15 protein-coding genes are annotated in these 14,028 nt (G+C 61.7%); 12 read left to right on the forward strand and 3 right to left on the reverse strand.

From position 1 onward, the window contains the following. Positions 1 to 7: 7 nt before the first annotated feature. Together L085_RS11400 and L085_RS11405 are read right to left on the reverse strand one after the other, a co-directional pair. Positions 8 to 439: a tripartite tricarboxylate transporter TctB family protein gene (locus tag L085_RS11400; RefSeq protein ID WP_004936154.1), complete on the reverse strand. Its 432-nt coding sequence runs from the start codon at positions 437 to 439 to the stop codon at positions 8 to 10. Positions 440 to 454: 15 nt separating this feature from the next. Then, a complete protein-coding gene (locus tag L085_RS11405) occupies positions 455 to 1,435 on the reverse strand; it encodes a tripartite tricarboxylate transporter substrate binding protein (RefSeq protein ID WP_015378599.1) in 981 nt (326 codons plus the stop codon). A 360-nt stretch (positions 1,436 to 1,795) separates the two neighbouring features. On the opposite strand from L085_RS11405, the gene L085_RS11410 reads away from it, so the two are divergent. The 3 genes from L085_RS11410 to L085_RS11420 all read left to right on the forward strand — a co-directional run bounded on the left by L085_RS11410 (position 1,796) and on the right by L085_RS11420 (position 4,288). Continuing rightward, a complete protein-coding gene (locus L085_RS11410; RefSeq protein WP_021505572.1) occupies positions 1,796 to 2,041 on the forward strand; it encodes a hypothetical protein in 246 nt (81 codons plus the stop codon). Between the two features lie 167 nt (positions 2,042 to 2,208). Beyond that, positions 2,209 to 2,883: a transcriptional regulator TctD gene (tctD, locus tag L085_RS11415; RefSeq protein WP_004936146.1), complete on the forward strand. Its 675-nt coding sequence runs from the start codon at positions 2,209 to 2,211 to the stop codon at positions 2,881 to 2,883. After that, positions 2,870 to 4,288 (forward strand): sensor histidine kinase, encoded by a 1,419-nt coding sequence (locus L085_RS11420; protein ID WP_004936144.1) that lies wholly within the window; start codon positions 2,870 to 2,872, stop codon positions 4,286 to 4,288. The genes tctD and L085_RS11420 overlap by 14 nt, the downstream gene beginning before the upstream one ends. Here the strand turns inward: L085_RS11420 and L085_RS11425 are convergent. Next, positions 4,285 to 5,205, reverse strand: a complete 921-nt coding sequence (locus L085_RS11425; RefSeq protein WP_004936141.1) for a DMT family transporter — start codon at positions 5,203 to 5,205, stop codon at positions 4,285 to 4,287. The genes L085_RS11420 and L085_RS11425 overlap by 4 nt on opposite strands. A 117-nt stretch (positions 5,206 to 5,322) precedes the next feature. Between L085_RS11425 and L085_RS11430 the strand changes: the two genes are divergently transcribed. The 9 genes from L085_RS11430 to cvpA all read left to right on the forward strand — a co-directional run bounded on the left by L085_RS11430 (position 5,323) and on the right by cvpA (position 14,024). Beyond that, complete coding sequence (locus L085_RS11430; RefSeq protein WP_015378596.1) at positions 5,323 to 6,096, forward strand: helix-turn-helix transcriptional regulator; 774 nt, start codon at positions 5,323 to 5,325, stop codon at positions 6,094 to 6,096. Between the two features lie 53 nt (positions 6,097 to 6,149). After that, complete coding sequence (gene pdxB, locus L085_RS11435) at positions 6,150 to 7,271, forward strand: 4-phosphoerythronate dehydrogenase PdxB (protein ID WP_044030787.1); 1,122 nt, start codon at positions 6,150 to 6,152, stop codon at positions 7,269 to 7,271. A gap of 110 nt (positions 7,272 to 7,381) precedes the next feature. Next, positions 7,382 to 8,392 carry an aspartate-semialdehyde dehydrogenase gene (locus L085_RS11440; RefSeq protein ID WP_044030788.1) on the forward strand — a complete coding sequence of 337 codons (1,011 nt, stop codon included), beginning with the start codon at positions 7,382 to 7,384 and terminating at the stop codon, positions 8,390 to 8,392. After that, entirely contained in the window at positions 8,392 to 9,213 is an 822-nt protein-coding gene (gene truA / locus L085_RS11445; RefSeq protein WP_015378593.1) for a tRNA pseudouridine(38-40) synthase TruA, read from the forward strand. Before L085_RS11440 ends, truA begins: the two co-directional genes overlap by 1 nt. A 78-nt stretch (positions 9,214 to 9,291) precedes the next feature. After that, entirely contained in the window at positions 9,292 to 9,954 is a 663-nt protein-coding gene (locus tag L085_RS11450; RefSeq protein ID WP_044030789.1) for a DedA family protein, read from the forward strand. Between the two features lie 232 nt (positions 9,955 to 10,186). Beyond that, the gene (gene accD / locus L085_RS11455) at positions 10,187 to 11,095 is read left to right on the forward strand and encodes an acetyl-CoA carboxylase, carboxyltransferase subunit beta (RefSeq protein WP_004936126.1); all 909 of its coding nucleotides are present in this window, start codon (positions 10,187 to 10,189) and stop codon (positions 11,093 to 11,095) included. 190 nt (positions 11,096 to 11,285) lie between these two features. After that, on the forward strand, positions 11,286 to 12,551 hold the full coding sequence (folC, locus tag L085_RS11460) for a bifunctional tetrahydrofolate synthase/dihydrofolate synthase (RefSeq protein ID WP_015378592.1): 1,266 nt from the start codon (positions 11,286 to 11,288) through the stop codon (positions 12,549 to 12,551). Next, positions 12,552 to 13,289 carry a cell division protein DedD gene (dedD, locus tag L085_RS11465; protein ID WP_015378591.1) on the forward strand — a complete coding sequence of 246 codons (738 nt, stop codon included), beginning with the start codon at positions 12,552 to 12,554 and terminating at the stop codon, positions 13,287 to 13,289. A gap of 234 nt (positions 13,290 to 13,523) precedes the next feature. Continuing rightward, entirely contained in the window at positions 13,524 to 14,024 is a 501-nt protein-coding gene (gene cvpA / locus L085_RS11470) for a colicin V production protein (RefSeq protein WP_044030790.1), read from the forward strand. The last annotated feature ends 4 nt before the right edge of the window (positions 14,025 to 14,028 follow it).

Here is a 14,028-nt window from a genome sequence, read left to right on the forward strand (position 1 = left end):
GCTCCCGTTAGCTCAGCCAGGCGCCGAGCGGCAGTGTGACATCGAGAAGTTGGTCAAAGGCGTAGTACAACGCTGCGCCCATGATGACGCCGGAGATGGCCGCCGCCGGCAGGCTGGCCTGAAACAACAGGCCGATGCTGAACGTCAGCAGCGCGGTCGCCAGCGGGAAGCCGAGCCATTCAAAGCCCCAGGCATACAGCACCAGGGTGATCACCAGCACCAGCAGCCGCTGCAACACCTTGCTGTGCGGCCACTCCACCGCCTGCGGGTGGCGCAGCAACAGCAGGGCCGCGCACAGCGCCATCAGGCTGAGGATCGCCAGCGGGAACGGGCGCGGCCCCAGCGGTTCATAGCTGTATTCGCTCTGGATGCCCCAGCCGATGAACAGCCCGCCGATACACAGCAGCAGCCAAAAACCGGCAAAAATACGATCGCTCATGGTTTTCCCCTGCGGTTATTTGGCCAGGCCGAACACTTTCGCCTGCTCACGGTATTGGGCAACCTGGTTCTTCACGTAGGCGTCCAGCTCTTTGCCGGTCAGGTTGAATTCGAACAGGCCGCGCAGATCGCGCTGCTGCTTGAATTCGTCGGTCGCCATCATTTTCTGGAAGGTGTCGATCCACCACTGATACTCTTCATCGCTGACTTTCGGCCCGACGTAGAAGCCGCGAATGATCGGCCACACCAGGCTGTATCCCTGCTCTTTGGCGGTGGGAATATCGGCCAGCTGGCCCGGCAGACGTTGCTCGGCATACACCGCCAGCACGCGGATCTTGTCGCCCTGCAGGTAAGGCACCATCTCGCTCAGGTCACCGGAAACCGCCTGAATATGGTTGCCCAGCAGCGCGGTGACCGGCTCGCCGCCGCCTTCGAACGCCACGTAGCGCATCTTGCGCGGATCCACGCCGACTTCGCGCGCCAGCAGCGCGGTTTTCATCCAGTCCTGGCTGCCGATGGAGGCGCCGGCGCCGAACACCACGCTGTTGGGATCTTTTTGGAAAGCGTCCATCAGGTCTTTCAGGGTTTTGTAAGGCGAGTCGGCGCGCACTGCGATCATGCCGTAGTCGGTGCCGACCGCCGCCAGCCATCTCACGTCGTCCACGTTGTAGCGGCCGAACTTGCCCTGGGCCAGATTGAGCAGCGAGCCGCCGGAGAAGGCCACCACGGTGCCGAACTCCGCCGGGCGCTGCGCGACGATGGCGTTGTAGGCCACCGCGCCGACGCCGCCGGGCATATAGGTGACGCGCATCGGTTTATCGATGGCCTTGGTATCCTGCAGCGACACCTGAATCAGTTTGCAGGTCAGATCGAAGCCGCCGCCGGGTTTGGCCGGCGCAATGCATTCGGTGCGTTTGGGCGCCTCTGCGGCGAAGGACTGAGAGGCCGCCAGCAACAGGGCGGCGGCGGTAAAGGTTCGGGTCATTATTTTTTTCATTGTGACTTGCCCTCGGTATTGTTCTGGTTGTGAAATCCCGCCGGGTGCGGTTGCAGGATTGTTAAAACAACAACCTTTCATTTACCTTTCAGTGGCCGGAAAAGTTTCCAGTCTGTGATTAGGGTCTCTTGTCGCCAGCGAATGGCGGGTGCGCTACCATAGAAACGAGGGCAAGAACAGGGCGCTAAACCGGCCAAAATCCTGCGTAATATCAGGTTTGCCGTTCTGCTTTTGCGATAAAATCATGATCAGTGAAATGAATAGAGACGCAGTAATATGTTTTCGTTAGGGAAATTGTTTGGTGGCAGGGACAGCGCCAAAGTATGCGCAATTAAACGGTTGCCTGAGGTCTACGCCGAGATGGCGGGAGAAAGCGGGCAGTGTCGTTTGAAGCGCCTGCGCCCCGAGGTTGGCGTGTTTGAGCTGCATTTCGTCAACGCCGACGGTGAAAAGTATGCCTGTCAGATGACCGCCTGCGTGACCGGCATCGATCTGGTGTTTGCCGCCAACAACCGCTCCGTACTGGTTTCTTCGCCGTTTACCGCCGACAAGCTGCGCCCGGTGCTGGACATTGCCGTTGCCGATAGCCCCATTCCGCTGATCTGACGCCGTCCTGCGATCGCGCTCCATACGCATAATTGTGTGCCAGCTCCCAAAACTGGCGGCGCGGCGCTCTTTTATCCCCTTATTTTCCATGCCATCCTTTGTTATCAGCCTGTTAACGGACGCCGTGTCGGCGCCAGGTTGTTCAGGTAAATCAATGGAATGGGAACATGCGACTGTTATTGGTTGAAGATCACCCCGAGCTGTCTCACTGGTTGCAAAAGGCGCTGACCGGCGCCGGGTTTGCCGTCGACGTCGCCCCGGACGGCGTGGCGGCCGATCATCTGTTGCTCAACGAGCGTTATGCGCTGGCGGTGTTGGATGTGGCGTTGCCGCGTTTGAACGGCCTGGATTTGCTGGCGCGCCTGCGCAAGCGCGGGCAGGATCTGCCGGTGCTGTTGCTGACGGCGCGCACCGACGTGGCCGATCGGGTAAGGGGCCTGAATCTGGGGGCGGACGATTACCTCACCAAGCCGTTCGAATTGGACGAGCTTGAAGCGCGTATTCGGGCGCTACTGCGCCGCAGCGTCGGCGCCCCGCAGCCGGCGTTGCAGTACGGCGCGTTGACCTACCATGACGAAGGCTATTTTCTGCTGGAGAGCAAGCCGCTGGCGCTGACGCCGCGCGAACTGGCGGTGTTGACCGCGCTGATGCATCGGCGCGGCCGCCCGGTGGCCAAACAACAGCTGTTCGAGCAGGTGTTTACGCTGTCCGACGAGGCCAATCCGGAGAGCATCGAGCTTTACGTACATCGCCTGCGGAAAAAGCTGCAGGGCAGCGACGTGGCGATCGTCACGCTGCGCGGTCTGGGCTACAGCCTGGAGCTCTGCAATGCGGTGGTTTAACGCCCCGCGTTCGCTGTTCTATCAACTGCTGCTGTTTTTTGGCCTGCCGCTGCTGGCGCTGGGCGGCATCTCTATCTACACCCACTACTTCAGCGCCATGAGCGCCGCCACTCTGGCTTACGATCGCACGCTGCTGGCGTCGGCGCGCACCGTGGCGGAGCGACTGGTGGTGCGCGAAGGCAAGTTGGCAGTCGATGTGCCCTATGTGGTGCTCGACAGCTTCGAGCGCAACATGAACGATCAACTGTATTACGAGGTGATTTCGCCGCAGGGAAAAAGCATCTCGGGCTATGACGATTTGCCGTCGCTGCCGCCCCATATCCCGCGTTCCACGCTCTACCCGGCGCTGGTGCATTTTTACGATGCGGAATATCTCGGCCGGCCGATCCGCGTGGCGGCGCTGTTTCAGCCGGTCAACGAGTCGGGGGTGAGCGGCATGGCGACCATTTTGGTGGCGGAAACCCTGGAGTCGCGCCGTTACCTAGCGCGGCAGATGATGATCGCGGCGCTGCTGAGCCAGGGCACGGTGGTGGTGTTGACCCTGATCCTGGCGTTCGCGCTGCTCAAGCGGGTGTTGAAGCCGATGCGTAAACTCTCCGGCATCATGCTGCGGCGCGATCCGGGCGAGCTGACGCCCTTGCCGCGGGTATTGCCGTGGTCGGAGATGCAGCCGCTGCTGGTGGCGTTCAATCGCTATATCGAACGGCTGCGGCTGATGGTGGCGCGTCAGGAACGTTTCAGCGCCGACGCTTCCCACCAGCTGCGCACGCCGCTGGCGGTGTTGAAGACTCAGGTCGGGGTGGCGCTGGCCAGCGATCGGCCGCAGCAGTGGCGCGAAAGCCTGCAGGCGATGAGCGCGACGCTGGACAATACCGTGGCACTGACCGACCGCCTGCTGTATCTCTCACGCCTGAAGGCCAGCGAGCACCAGGCCGAGCGCAAGCTGCAGCCGGTCAACCTGGCGCAGGTGCTGCGCGACGCCTGTTTCTCTCGCTTGCCACAGGCGCGCAGCAAACAGATCGATCTCGGCTTCGAAGGTGAAGCGGCGTGTCAGGTGGCGGGGGAACCGCTGCTGTTGGCCGAGCTGTGCGCCAACCTGTTGGACAACGCGTTGAAATACACACCGCGTCAGGGCGTGGTCACCGCTCGCCTCACGCAGGAGAAGGCGACGGGGGAAGGCGTGCTGGAGATTGAAGACAGCGGCCCCGGCATCGCCTTGCAGGACAAGGCGCTGGCGCTGCAGCCGTTTCACCGGCTGGACAACGTGGGCGATCAGCCGGGCGCCGGCCTGGGGCTGGCGCTGGTGAAGGACATCACCGCCTATCACGGCACCCGCCCGGAGCTGTTGAGCTCCGCCGCGCTGGGCGGTCTGTTGGTACGGGTGCGTTTCAGGCTGTTGCCTTAAGCCTGTTCTTTGCAGGACTCGACGTCGGCCGCCGGGGCTTTGGCTTTACGCGTCAGCGGCGTGCGCAGCCGCTGCGACAGGATAACGCCCAGCAGGGTAATGCCGCCGCCGATCAGGTGATAACCGTGCAACTGCTCATGCAGGAACAGCACGGCGATAGCGGCGGTAAACACCGGCGCCAGGTTCATGAAGATCGAGGCGGTGTTGGCGCCCAGGCGCATCACGCCCTGGATCCACAGGAACGGGGCGATGATCGAAGCCGGAATGCCGGCGAACAGCACCAGCGGCAGGTTATGGCCGTTCAAACCGACATCCTGCGCCATCAGGAAATTAGGCAGCAGCAGCAGCACGCCGAACAGGATCTGCACGTACAGCGATTGCCAGTTCGGCAGCGCGATGGCCCAGCGTTTGGTCAACACGCCATACAGCGCGTAAGAGGCGGTGGCGAGCAGCATCATCAATTCCCCCTTGCCGATACCATGCTGCAGCAGCACGCCGGGCTGGCCGCCGCTGACCAGCCAGATCAAACCGCCGAAGGAGAGAATACTGCCGAGCAGCACGCCGACGGTCGGCGCAATGCGCAGCAGGACGATGCTGATCAGGATGGTCAGCAGCGGGATCAGCGACACGATGATGCCCATAAACAGCGCGCTGACGCTGTGCGCCGCGTAATAGGCCAGGCTTTGATACAGCACCATGCCCAGCAAGCCGAGGATCATTAGTTTCCACCAGTTGGCGCGCACCTGCGCCCAATTGCGCAGCACGCCCGGCAGCACGAACGGCGTCAGGGCGATCAGCGCCAGCAGCCAGCGGTAAAGTGAAATGGCCGCCGGATCGATGGCGGTGGCGGAGAGTTTGCTGACAACGGCGTTAATCGACCATATCAGCACGGCCAACAGTGGGAAGAGCATATTCATGATAATTATTCTCAATAACGTCCAACATGCTGGCTAGTCTACGCGTGTCCGGTTTATCATATATAGCGATATCCAGACAAAAATCGGCGTAAACAAGACAAATCACGGGACGAAACCATGCCAGAAATCCGCCATTTCCCTGAGTCGCTGATCCCGGCGCCCAACCCGGTGCAGTTCCGCTGTGAAGAGTTTAACGCGCGCACCGAATTCCAGCCGCACAGCCACACCTGGGGCCAGTTGATGTGGGTCAAAGCCGGGGTGATGGTGCTGCGCATCGGCGGGCAGCGCTTTCTGGCGCCGCCGGAGTTCGTGTTGTGGGCGCCGGCGGGCATCGAACACTCCTGCTACAACCAGCGACTGGCGCAGTGCCGCATGGTGGACATTACGCCGGCGCTGTGCGCCGGCATGCCGGCCGACCCCTGTCTGGTGAGCGTAACGCCCATCTTCCGTGCCATCGCCGAGGATTTCTATGCGCGCAAGCAGTACATTCCGCAGGCGGAGGAGGATTTGCGTCTGTGCCAGGTGCTGATCGATCAGCTGCGCCTGTCGCCGCGTCAGCAAACCTATCTGCCGTCGTCGGACGACAAATTTTTGGCGCCGGTGCTGGAAGCGCTGGAGCATTGCCCGGCGGACAACACCTCGCTGGCAACGTGGGCGGCGCGGGTCTACACCACCGAGCGCACGCTGTCGCGCCGCTGCCAGCAGGATCTGGGCATGTCGTTCAGCGAGTGGCGCCAGCGCCTGCGTTTTCTGCATGCCGTGTCGTTGCTCGAGCAGGGCAAAACCGTGCAGGACGTGGCGTTGGACGTCGGCTACAGCTCCGCGTCGGCCTTTATCGTCATGTTCCAGCAGATCGCCGGCACCACCCCTGAGCGCTTTCGCCGTGCCTGATTCAGTGGCACACTATTTCACAGACCAATAGCCGTAAACCGTCGGAGAACGCAGTGAAAATTCTGGTTGATGAAAATATGCCGTACGCGGCCGAGCTGTTCAGCCGCCTGGGCGACGTGCAGGCGGTGCCGGGGCGTCCGATCCCGCTTGAGGCGCTGGCGGATGCCGATGCGCTGATGGTGCGTTCGGTCACCAAGGTCAATGAAGCCCTGTTGGCCGGCAGCCGCATCGGCTTTGTCGGCACCGCCACCGCCGGCACCGATCACGTCGATGACGCCTGGCTGCAACGGCAGGGCATCGGGTTTTCCGCCGCGCCGGGCTGCAACGCCATCGCGGTGGTCGAGTATGTGTTCTCCGCCTTGATGCTGCTGGCCGAACGCGACGGCTTCCACCTGCGGGATAAAACCGTCGGCATCGTCGGCGTGGGCAACGTCGGTTCCCGCCTGGACGCGCGCCTCAAAGCGTTGGGCGTGCGCACGCTGCTGTGCGATCCGCCGCGCGCCGATCGCGGCGACGCCGGGGAGTTCTGGCCGTTGGAGAAGCTGGTGGCCGAGGCCGATGTGCTGACCTTCCATACGCCGCTGAATAAATCCGGCCCATACCATTCGCTGCATCTGGCGGATGTCGACCTGCTGGCGGCGCTGCCGGACAACCGCATTCTGATCAACGCCTGCCGCGGGCCGGTGGTGGATAACGCCGCGCTGCTGCAGGCGCTGGAAAAGGGCAAAAAGCTGAGCACGGTGCTGGACGTGTGGGAACCGGAGCCGGACCTCGCCTTGCCGCTGCTGGCGCGGGTGGATATCGGCACCGCGCATATCGCCGGGTATACGCTGGAAGGCAAGGCGCGCGGCACCACCCAGGTGTTCGAAGCGTTCAGCCGCCATCTGGGGCAGCCGCAGCAGGTGGCGCTGGCCTCGCTGCTGCCGGTGCCGGAGTTCAGCCAGATCCGCCTCAACGGGCCGCTGGATGAAGCGCGGTTAAAACGATTGATGCACTTGGTGTATGATGTGCGCCGCGATGATGCGCCATTGCGCAAAGTCGCCGGGCAACCGGGCGAATTCGATCGCCTGCGCAAGCACTACCAGGAGCGCCGCGAGTGGTCTTCGCTGGCCGTGCAATGCGATGACAGCGCCAGCGCCGAGCTGCTCGGCAAGCTGGGCTTCAGCGTGGCGTAGGGCGTAAGGTTGTCTTAAGCCAACGCCGCTACAGTGAGCGGTAAAGATTATCGGGCGGTGATTGCACTGCCCGTGTGCTTTTATGAATGAAATACTCTGGAGAAAACCCGATGTCTGACGGCTGGAATATCGCGTTGCTCGGCGCCACTGGCGCGGTAGGTGAAGCGTTGCTGGAATTGTTGCAGGAACGCCAGTTCCCGGTGGGTGAGCTCTATCCTCTGGCAAGCGAACGCAGCGCGGGCGCCAATGTGCGCTTCAACGGCAAGTCTCTTCTGGTGCAAAACGCCGAAGAGTTCGACTGGTCGCAGGCGCAGCTGGCCTTCTTCGTCGCCGGCAGCGACGCTTCCGCGCGCTATGCCGAAGAAGCCGGCAACATGGGCTGCCTGGTGATCGACACCAGCGGCCTGTTCGCCATGGAGCCGGATGTGCCGCTGGTGGTGCCGGGCGTGAACCCGCAGGTGCTGGCGGATTACCGTAACCGCAATATCGTGGCGGTGGCCGACAGCATGGTCAGCCAACTGCTGACGGCGATCAAACCGCTGACCGAACAGGCGGGGCTGTCGCGTCTGCACGTCACCACGCTGATGTCGGTATCGTCGCGCGGCAAGGTGGCGGTGGACGCTCTGGCCGGCCAGAGCGCGCGCCTGCTGAACGGCATTCCGGCCGAGGAAGGCGTTTTCGGTAAACAGCTGGCGTTCAACCTGCTGCCGCTTGTCGCCGACGAGCAGGGCAGCGTGCGCGAAGAGCGCCTGATCGTCGATCAGGTGCGCAAGGTGCTGCAGGATGAAGGACTGCCGATTTCGGTGAGCTGCGTTCAGTCGCCGGTGTTTTATGGCCACGCGCAGGTGGTGCACCTGGAAGCGCTGCGCCCGCTGTCCGCCGAAGAGGCGCGCAGCGAGCTCGAAGAGGTCGAAGACATTCAGCTGAGCGAAGAGGACGATTACCCGACCCAGGTCACCGACGCTTCCGGCAGCGATGCGCTCAGCATCGGTTGCCTGCGTAACGATTACGGCATCCCCGAGCTGCTGCAGTTCTGGACGGTGGCGGACAACGTGCGCTTCGGCGGCGCGTTGATGGCTGTCGAAACCGCCGAGCGTCTGGTGCAGGAGCAGATGTACTGATGTCTGAGGTGGTCTCGCCCGCTCAGCCGACGCTGAAGGTAGCGCTGGGCATCGAATATGACGGCAGCCGTTATTACGGCTGGCAGCGGCAGCAAGAAGTGGCCAGCGTGCAGGAGCGGCTGGAGCAGGCATTGAGCAAGGTGGCGGATGCGCCGATTACCGTGCTGTGCGCCGGGCGTACCGACGCCGGGGTGCACGCCACCGGGCAGGTGGTGCATTTCGAAACTACCGCGCGCCGCAAGGACGCCGCCTGGACGATGGGGGTGAATACCCATTTGCCGCCGGATATCGCGGTGCGTTGGGTGAGCCCCGTTGCCGACGATTTTCACGCGCGTTTCAGCGCCACCGCGCGCCGCTACCGCTATATCATTTTCAACCATCGCTACCGGCCGGCGGTGCTGCAGCAGGGGGTAACGCATTTTTATCACCCGCTGGACGCCGATCGCATGCATCGGGCGGCGCAGGCGCTGCTGGGCGAGAACGATTTCACGTCGTTCCGCGCGGTGCAATGCCAGTCGCGCACCCCGTGGCGCTGCGTAAAACACGTTAAGGTTACGCGCTACGGCGAATATATTGTGGTAGATATCAAGGCGAATGCCTTCGTGCATCACATGGTTCGCAACATCGTCGGCAGCCTGATGGAGATCGGCTGCGGCAATCAGGATGAGAACTGGATGGCCGAGTTGCTGGCGCTGAAGGATCGCAATCTGGCGGCGGCGACGGCGCGAGCCGAGGGGCTGTATCTGGTTGCCGTGGATTACCCTGACCACTTTGGTCTGCCGCGGCCGCCGATGGGGCCGCTGTTTTTGCCCGACGATTAAACGCCGGCACGCCTGAAAGCGTCGCTCCCTTGTGCTTCTGCCGGGTGATTGAAACGCCCGGCATCAATGAGAGAATTTATGGACATCATCAAGTTTATTATTGATTTCATTCTGCATATTGATGTGCACCTGGCCGAACTGGTCGCACAATACGGCATGTGGGTCTACGCTATTCTGTTCCTGATCCTGTTTTGTGAAACCGGTCTGGTGGTGACGCCGTTCCTGCCGGGGGATTCTTTGCTGTTCGTCGCCGGCGCGCTGGCGGCGTTGCCGACCAACGATCTGAACGTGCACACCATGGTGGCGTTGATGGCCGTGGCGGCGATCATCGGCGATGCGGTGAACTACACTATCGGGCGGTTGTTCGGCGAGAAGCTGTTCAGCAACCCGAATTCGAAAATCTTCCGCCGCAGCTACCTGGATAAAACGCATCAGTTTTATGAGAAGCACGGCGGGAAAACGATTATTCTGGCGCGATTCGTGCCGATCGTGCGTACTTTTGCGCCGTTCGTCGCCGGTATGGGGCATATGTCCTATCGCCACTTCGCCGCCTACAACGTGATTGGCGCACTGGTTTGGGTGCTGCTCTTCACTTATGCTGGCTACCTGTTCGGCGATCTGCCGGTGGTGCAGGAGAACCTGAAACTGTTGATCGTCGGGATCATCATCGTTTCGGTTCTGCCGGGGGTGATTGAAATTTGGCGCCACAAGCGCGCGGCCGCCCGCCAGCAAAAACAGTAAAAACATCGCTTAACCTGTCGGTTCGACCAGTTTTTTGTCCACAGCGTCGGGCCGATATGGTTTAATGAGCGACATTATGGTCTGTTCCTGCGAACAACCCTGAAGCCGATGCCTCAGTCGCCGCGCTTGCCGCGCCGCGAACGGGCATTTTTTCATTGGGGTGTTTTCGGGGGGATTGTTAAAGCATGAACAGCGGACTGGCGTGTGCCAGGTTCAAACAGAAAGGTCATCGATGAGCTGGATTGAACGAATTCTTAACAAGAGCAATATCACACAAACCCGTAAGGCGAGCATTCCTGAAGGGGTCTGGACTAAATGCGACAGCTGCGGCCAGGTTCTCTACCGCGCCGAGCTGGAGCGGAATCTGGAAGTGTGCCCGAAGTGCGACCATCACATGCGTATGGGCGCGCGCGCGCGTCTGCATACCCTGCTGGACGAAGGCAGCGAAGTGGAGCTGGGCAGCGATCTGGAGCCGAAGGACGTTCTGAAATTCAAGGATTCCAAGCGCTATAAAGATCGTCTGGTCGCCGCACAGAAAGCGACCGGCGAGAAAGACGCGCTGGTGGTGATGAAGGGCACGCTGTACGGTATGCCGATCGTCGCCGCGTCCTTCGAATTCGCCTTCATCGGCGGCTCGATGTCTTCCGTGGTCGGCGCGCGTTTCGTGCGTGCGGTTGAGCAGGCGCTGGAGGACAACTGTCCGCTGGTGTGCTTCTCCGCCAGCGGCGGCGCGCGTATGCAGGAAGCGCTGATGTCGCTGATGCAGATGGCGAAAACCAGCGCGGCGTTGGCCAAAATGCAGGAGCGCGGCTTGCCGTATATCTCCGTGCTGACCGACCCGACCATGGGCGGTGTCTCCGCCAGCCTGGCGATGCTGGGCGACATCAACATCGCCGAGCCGAAAGCGCTGATCGGTTTTGCCGGCCCGCGCGTTATCGAGCAAACCGTGCGCGAGAAACTGCCACCAGGCTTCCAGCGCAGCGAGTTCCTGATCGAAAAAGGCGCGATCGACATGATCGTTCGCCGTCCGGAAATGCGCCAAACGTTGGCGAGCATTCTGTCCAAGCTGACCAACCAGCCGCAGCCGCATTTCGATGAGGCCGCGCCGGTCATTGAGCCGGAGCAGCAGGCCGACGCCTGAGGCAAAGACAGATCCCGCCCGGGTTCAGCCGCCACTTTGTGGCTAAGTGACGGCTGATGCCCGCTCTCCGTCGGCCGTAGCCTATCCGCTGCGGTTGGCAGGCTGGCGGCAGTCACGAAGCGCATCGCCTTTACCGCGGTGAGGGTGGTGCCCTGATGGATTAATGAACCCAAGTTCAGTGATGGGACTCATGCAAAACCACCAAATTCCCCAAGCCACGTCGCCATTGAGCTCGTGGCTTTATTATCTGGAACGTCTGCACAGCCAGGCGATCGAACTCGGCCTTGAGCGCGTACAGCGCGTCGCGGCGCATCTGGATTTACTGACCCCCGCACCCACGGTGTTCACCGTTGCCGGCACCAACGGCAAAGGCACCACCTGTCGCACCCTTGAAGCGATTCTGCTGGCCGCCGGCCTGCGTGTCGGCGTCTACAGTTCGCCGCATCTGGTGCGCTATACCGAACGCGTGCGCATTCAGGGGGAAGAGCTGAGCGAAGCGGAGCACAGCCGCTCGTTCGCCGCCATTGAAGCCGGCCGCGGCGAAACGTCGCTGACCTATTTCGAATTCGGCACCCTGTCGGCGCTGCAGCTGTTCAAACAGGCGCGGCTCGACGTGGTGATCCTGGAAGTGGGCCTGGGCGGGCGTCTCGATGCCACCAACATCGTCGATCCGAGCGTGGCGGTGATCACCAGCATCGCGCTCGATCACACCGACTGGCTGGGTAACGATCGCGAAAGCATCGGCCGTGAAAAGGCCGGCATTTTCCGCAGCGGCAAACCGGCGGTGGTCGGTGAACCCGACATGCCGGACAGCATTCGTCAGGTTGCCGAAACGCTGGGCGCACCGCTGTCTCGCCGCGGCGAAGCCTGGCGCTTCAGCGAGCAGGGCGATCGCTGGCAGTGGCAGGGCGGCGACACGCTGCTGACCGATCTGCCGACGCCGAACGTACCGCTGGCCAACGCCGCTACCGCGCTGGCGGCGCTCAACTGTTCTCCACTGGAAATCGACGAACGCGCGATTTTCACCGGGCTGCAGCAGGCGACGCTGCCGGGGCGCTTCCAGATCGTGCGGCGTGAGCCGACGCTGATCCTCGATGTGGCGCACAATCCGCACGCCGCCGGCTATCTGGCCGGGCGTCTGGCCAAACTGCCGCGCAACGGCGGCAAGGTGCGCGCGGTGGTGGGCATGCTGTCGGACAAGGATATCGCCGGCACGCTGGCCTGCCTCAGCGAGCAGGTGGATGAATGGTACTGCGCGCCGCTCGACGGGCCGCGCGGCGCCAGCGTCGAACAGCTGGCGCAACATCTGGCGGAACCGCGACGCTTTAATGATGTCGAAACTGCCTGGCGGCAGGCTATGCAGGATGCTGATAAACAGGATATTGTGATCGTCTGTGGATCGTTCCACACCGTGGCGCAGGTGATGGCGGCGTCAGACGAGATGCGGGGAGTGTGAGTGGCGAGTAAATTTCAGAACCGACTGGTCGGAACCGTGATTCTGGTGGCGCTGGGGGTGATCATCCTGCCAGGGTTGCTGGACGGTAAAAAGAAGCATTACGAGGATGAATTCGCGGCCATTCCGTTGGTGCCGAAGGCGGGCGACGTCGAAGAGAACGACGTGCTGCCACCGGTGACGCAACCGTTGCCGGCGCAGCCGCCGGAAGGGGCGGGCGCGCTGGTCGAACAGCAGGCGGCCAATGAAGCGGCGGCGCAACAGGCGGTGCGGCAAGGTGCTCAGCAGCCGGCGCAGGTGGCGCCGCCGCCGGTCGAAACGCGTCCTCAGCCGGTGCCGCAGCCCAAGCCGAAACCGGTAGAAACCAAACCGGTGGAAGTGAAACCGAAACCGGCGCCGCAACCGAAACCGGTGGAAGTGAAGCCGGTACCGAAGCCGGAGCCGACGCCGAAACCTGAACCGACGCCGCAGCCGAAACCGGCGGAAGAAAAAGCGCCGGCCGGGCAAGCCTACGTCGTGCAGCTCGGGGCGTTGAAAAATGCCGCCAAGGCGAACGAGATTGTCGCTTCGCTGCGCCTCTCGGGCTATCGCGCCTTTACCGTGCCGTCAACGCCGGTGCAGGGGCAGATCACCCGTATCTACGTCGGCCCGGATGCCTCCAAGCAGAAGCTGCAGGCGGCGCTGCCGTCGCTGAACTCGATCAGCGGGCTGAGCGGGCAGGTGAAGCCGTACGGCCGTTAAACCCCGCAGGGGCGCAGCACGATGCGCCCCTGAATTAAGGAGTGGTGGAGAGAAAGCGAGAAAAACCGCGCCTTTTACAGGCGAAATCACCTATGTAGGCGCGGCGATTGGGAATTTTTTGATCGCCGCTTTTTATTTGTAACGTGGTAGGAAATCCCCTACGCAAACGTTTTCTTTTTCTGTTAGAATTCGCCGCGAATTGGATGCAGGGGCGATTCATCATTGGAATAGTTCATGGTCTGGATTGATTACGTCATTATAGCGGTGATTGGATTTTCGGCTCTGGTGAGCCTGATCCGAGGGTTTGTTCGCGAAGCATTGTCACTTGTGACATGGGGATGTGCGTTTTTTGTTGCCAGCCATTTCTACTCTTACCTTGCGGTCTATTTCACTCGTTTTGAAGATGAACTGGTGCGAAACGGCATCGCGATCGCGATTTTGTTCATCGCGACCTTGATCGTAGGGGCTATTGTTAACTATGTGATTAGCTCACTGGTAGAGAAAACCGGGTTGTCGGGCACCGACCGGGTGTTGGGCATCTGCTTCGGCGCGCTGCGCGGAGTATTGATCGTCTCAGCGATCCTGTTCTTCCTGGATACCTTTACCGGCTTTTCACAGAGTGCCGACTGGAAACAGTCGCAGCTCATTCCCCAGTTCAGTTACGTCATCAGGTGGTTCTTTGACTACCTGCAGAGCACGTCGAGTTTCTTGCCGACCCAATTGCCGGGGCGGTAGCGCT

This window comes from Serratia sp. FS14 (assembly GCF_000695995.1).
In the GTDB taxonomy this organism is placed as follows: Bacteria; Pseudomonadota; Gammaproteobacteria; order Enterobacterales; family Enterobacteriaceae; genus Serratia; species Serratia nematodiphila.

Coding starts and splice junctions, on each gene's coding strand:
- tctD (WP_004936146.1), top strand. CDS start 2,209: ATGCGACTGTTATTGGTTGAAGATCACCCCGAGCTGTCTCACTGGTTG.
- L085_RS11410 (WP_021505572.1), top strand. CDS start 1,796: ATGGCGGGAGAAAGCGGGCAGTGTCGTTTGAAGCGCCTGCGCCCCGAG.
- L085_RS11405 (WP_015378599.1), bottom strand. CDS start 1,435: ATGAAAAAAATAATGACCCGAACCTTTACCGCCGCCGCCCTGTTGCTG.
- folC (WP_015378592.1), top strand. CDS start 11,286: ATGCAAAACCACCAAATTCCCCAAGCCACGTCGCCATTGAGCTCGTGG.
- L085_RS11430 (WP_015378596.1), top strand. CDS start 5,323: ATGCCAGAAATCCGCCATTTCCCTGAGTCGCTGATCCCGGCGCCCAAC.
- truA (WP_015378593.1), top strand. CDS start 8,392: ATGTCTGAGGTGGTCTCGCCCGCTCAGCCGACGCTGAAGGTAGCGCTG.
- L085_RS11450 (WP_044030789.1), top strand. CDS start 9,292: ATGGACATCATCAAGTTTATTATTGATTTCATTCTGCATATTGATGTG.
- cvpA (WP_044030790.1), top strand. CDS start 13,524: ATGGTCTGGATTGATTACGTCATTATAGCGGTGATTGGATTTTCGGCT.
- L085_RS11440 (WP_044030788.1), top strand. CDS start 7,382: ATGTCTGACGGCTGGAATATCGCGTTGCTCGGCGCCACTGGCGCGGTA.
- L085_RS11425 (WP_004936141.1), bottom strand. CDS start 5,205: ATGAATATGCTCTTCCCACTGTTGGCCGTGCTGATATGGTCGATTAAC.
- L085_RS11420 (WP_004936144.1), top strand. CDS start 2,870: ATGCGGTGGTTTAACGCCCCGCGTTCGCTGTTCTATCAACTGCTGCTG.
- accD (WP_004936126.1), top strand. CDS start 10,187: ATGAGCTGGATTGAACGAATTCTTAACAAGAGCAATATCACACAAACC.
- L085_RS11400 (WP_004936154.1), bottom strand. CDS start 439: ATGAGCGATCGTATTTTTGCCGGTTTTTGGCTGCTGCTGTGTATCGGC.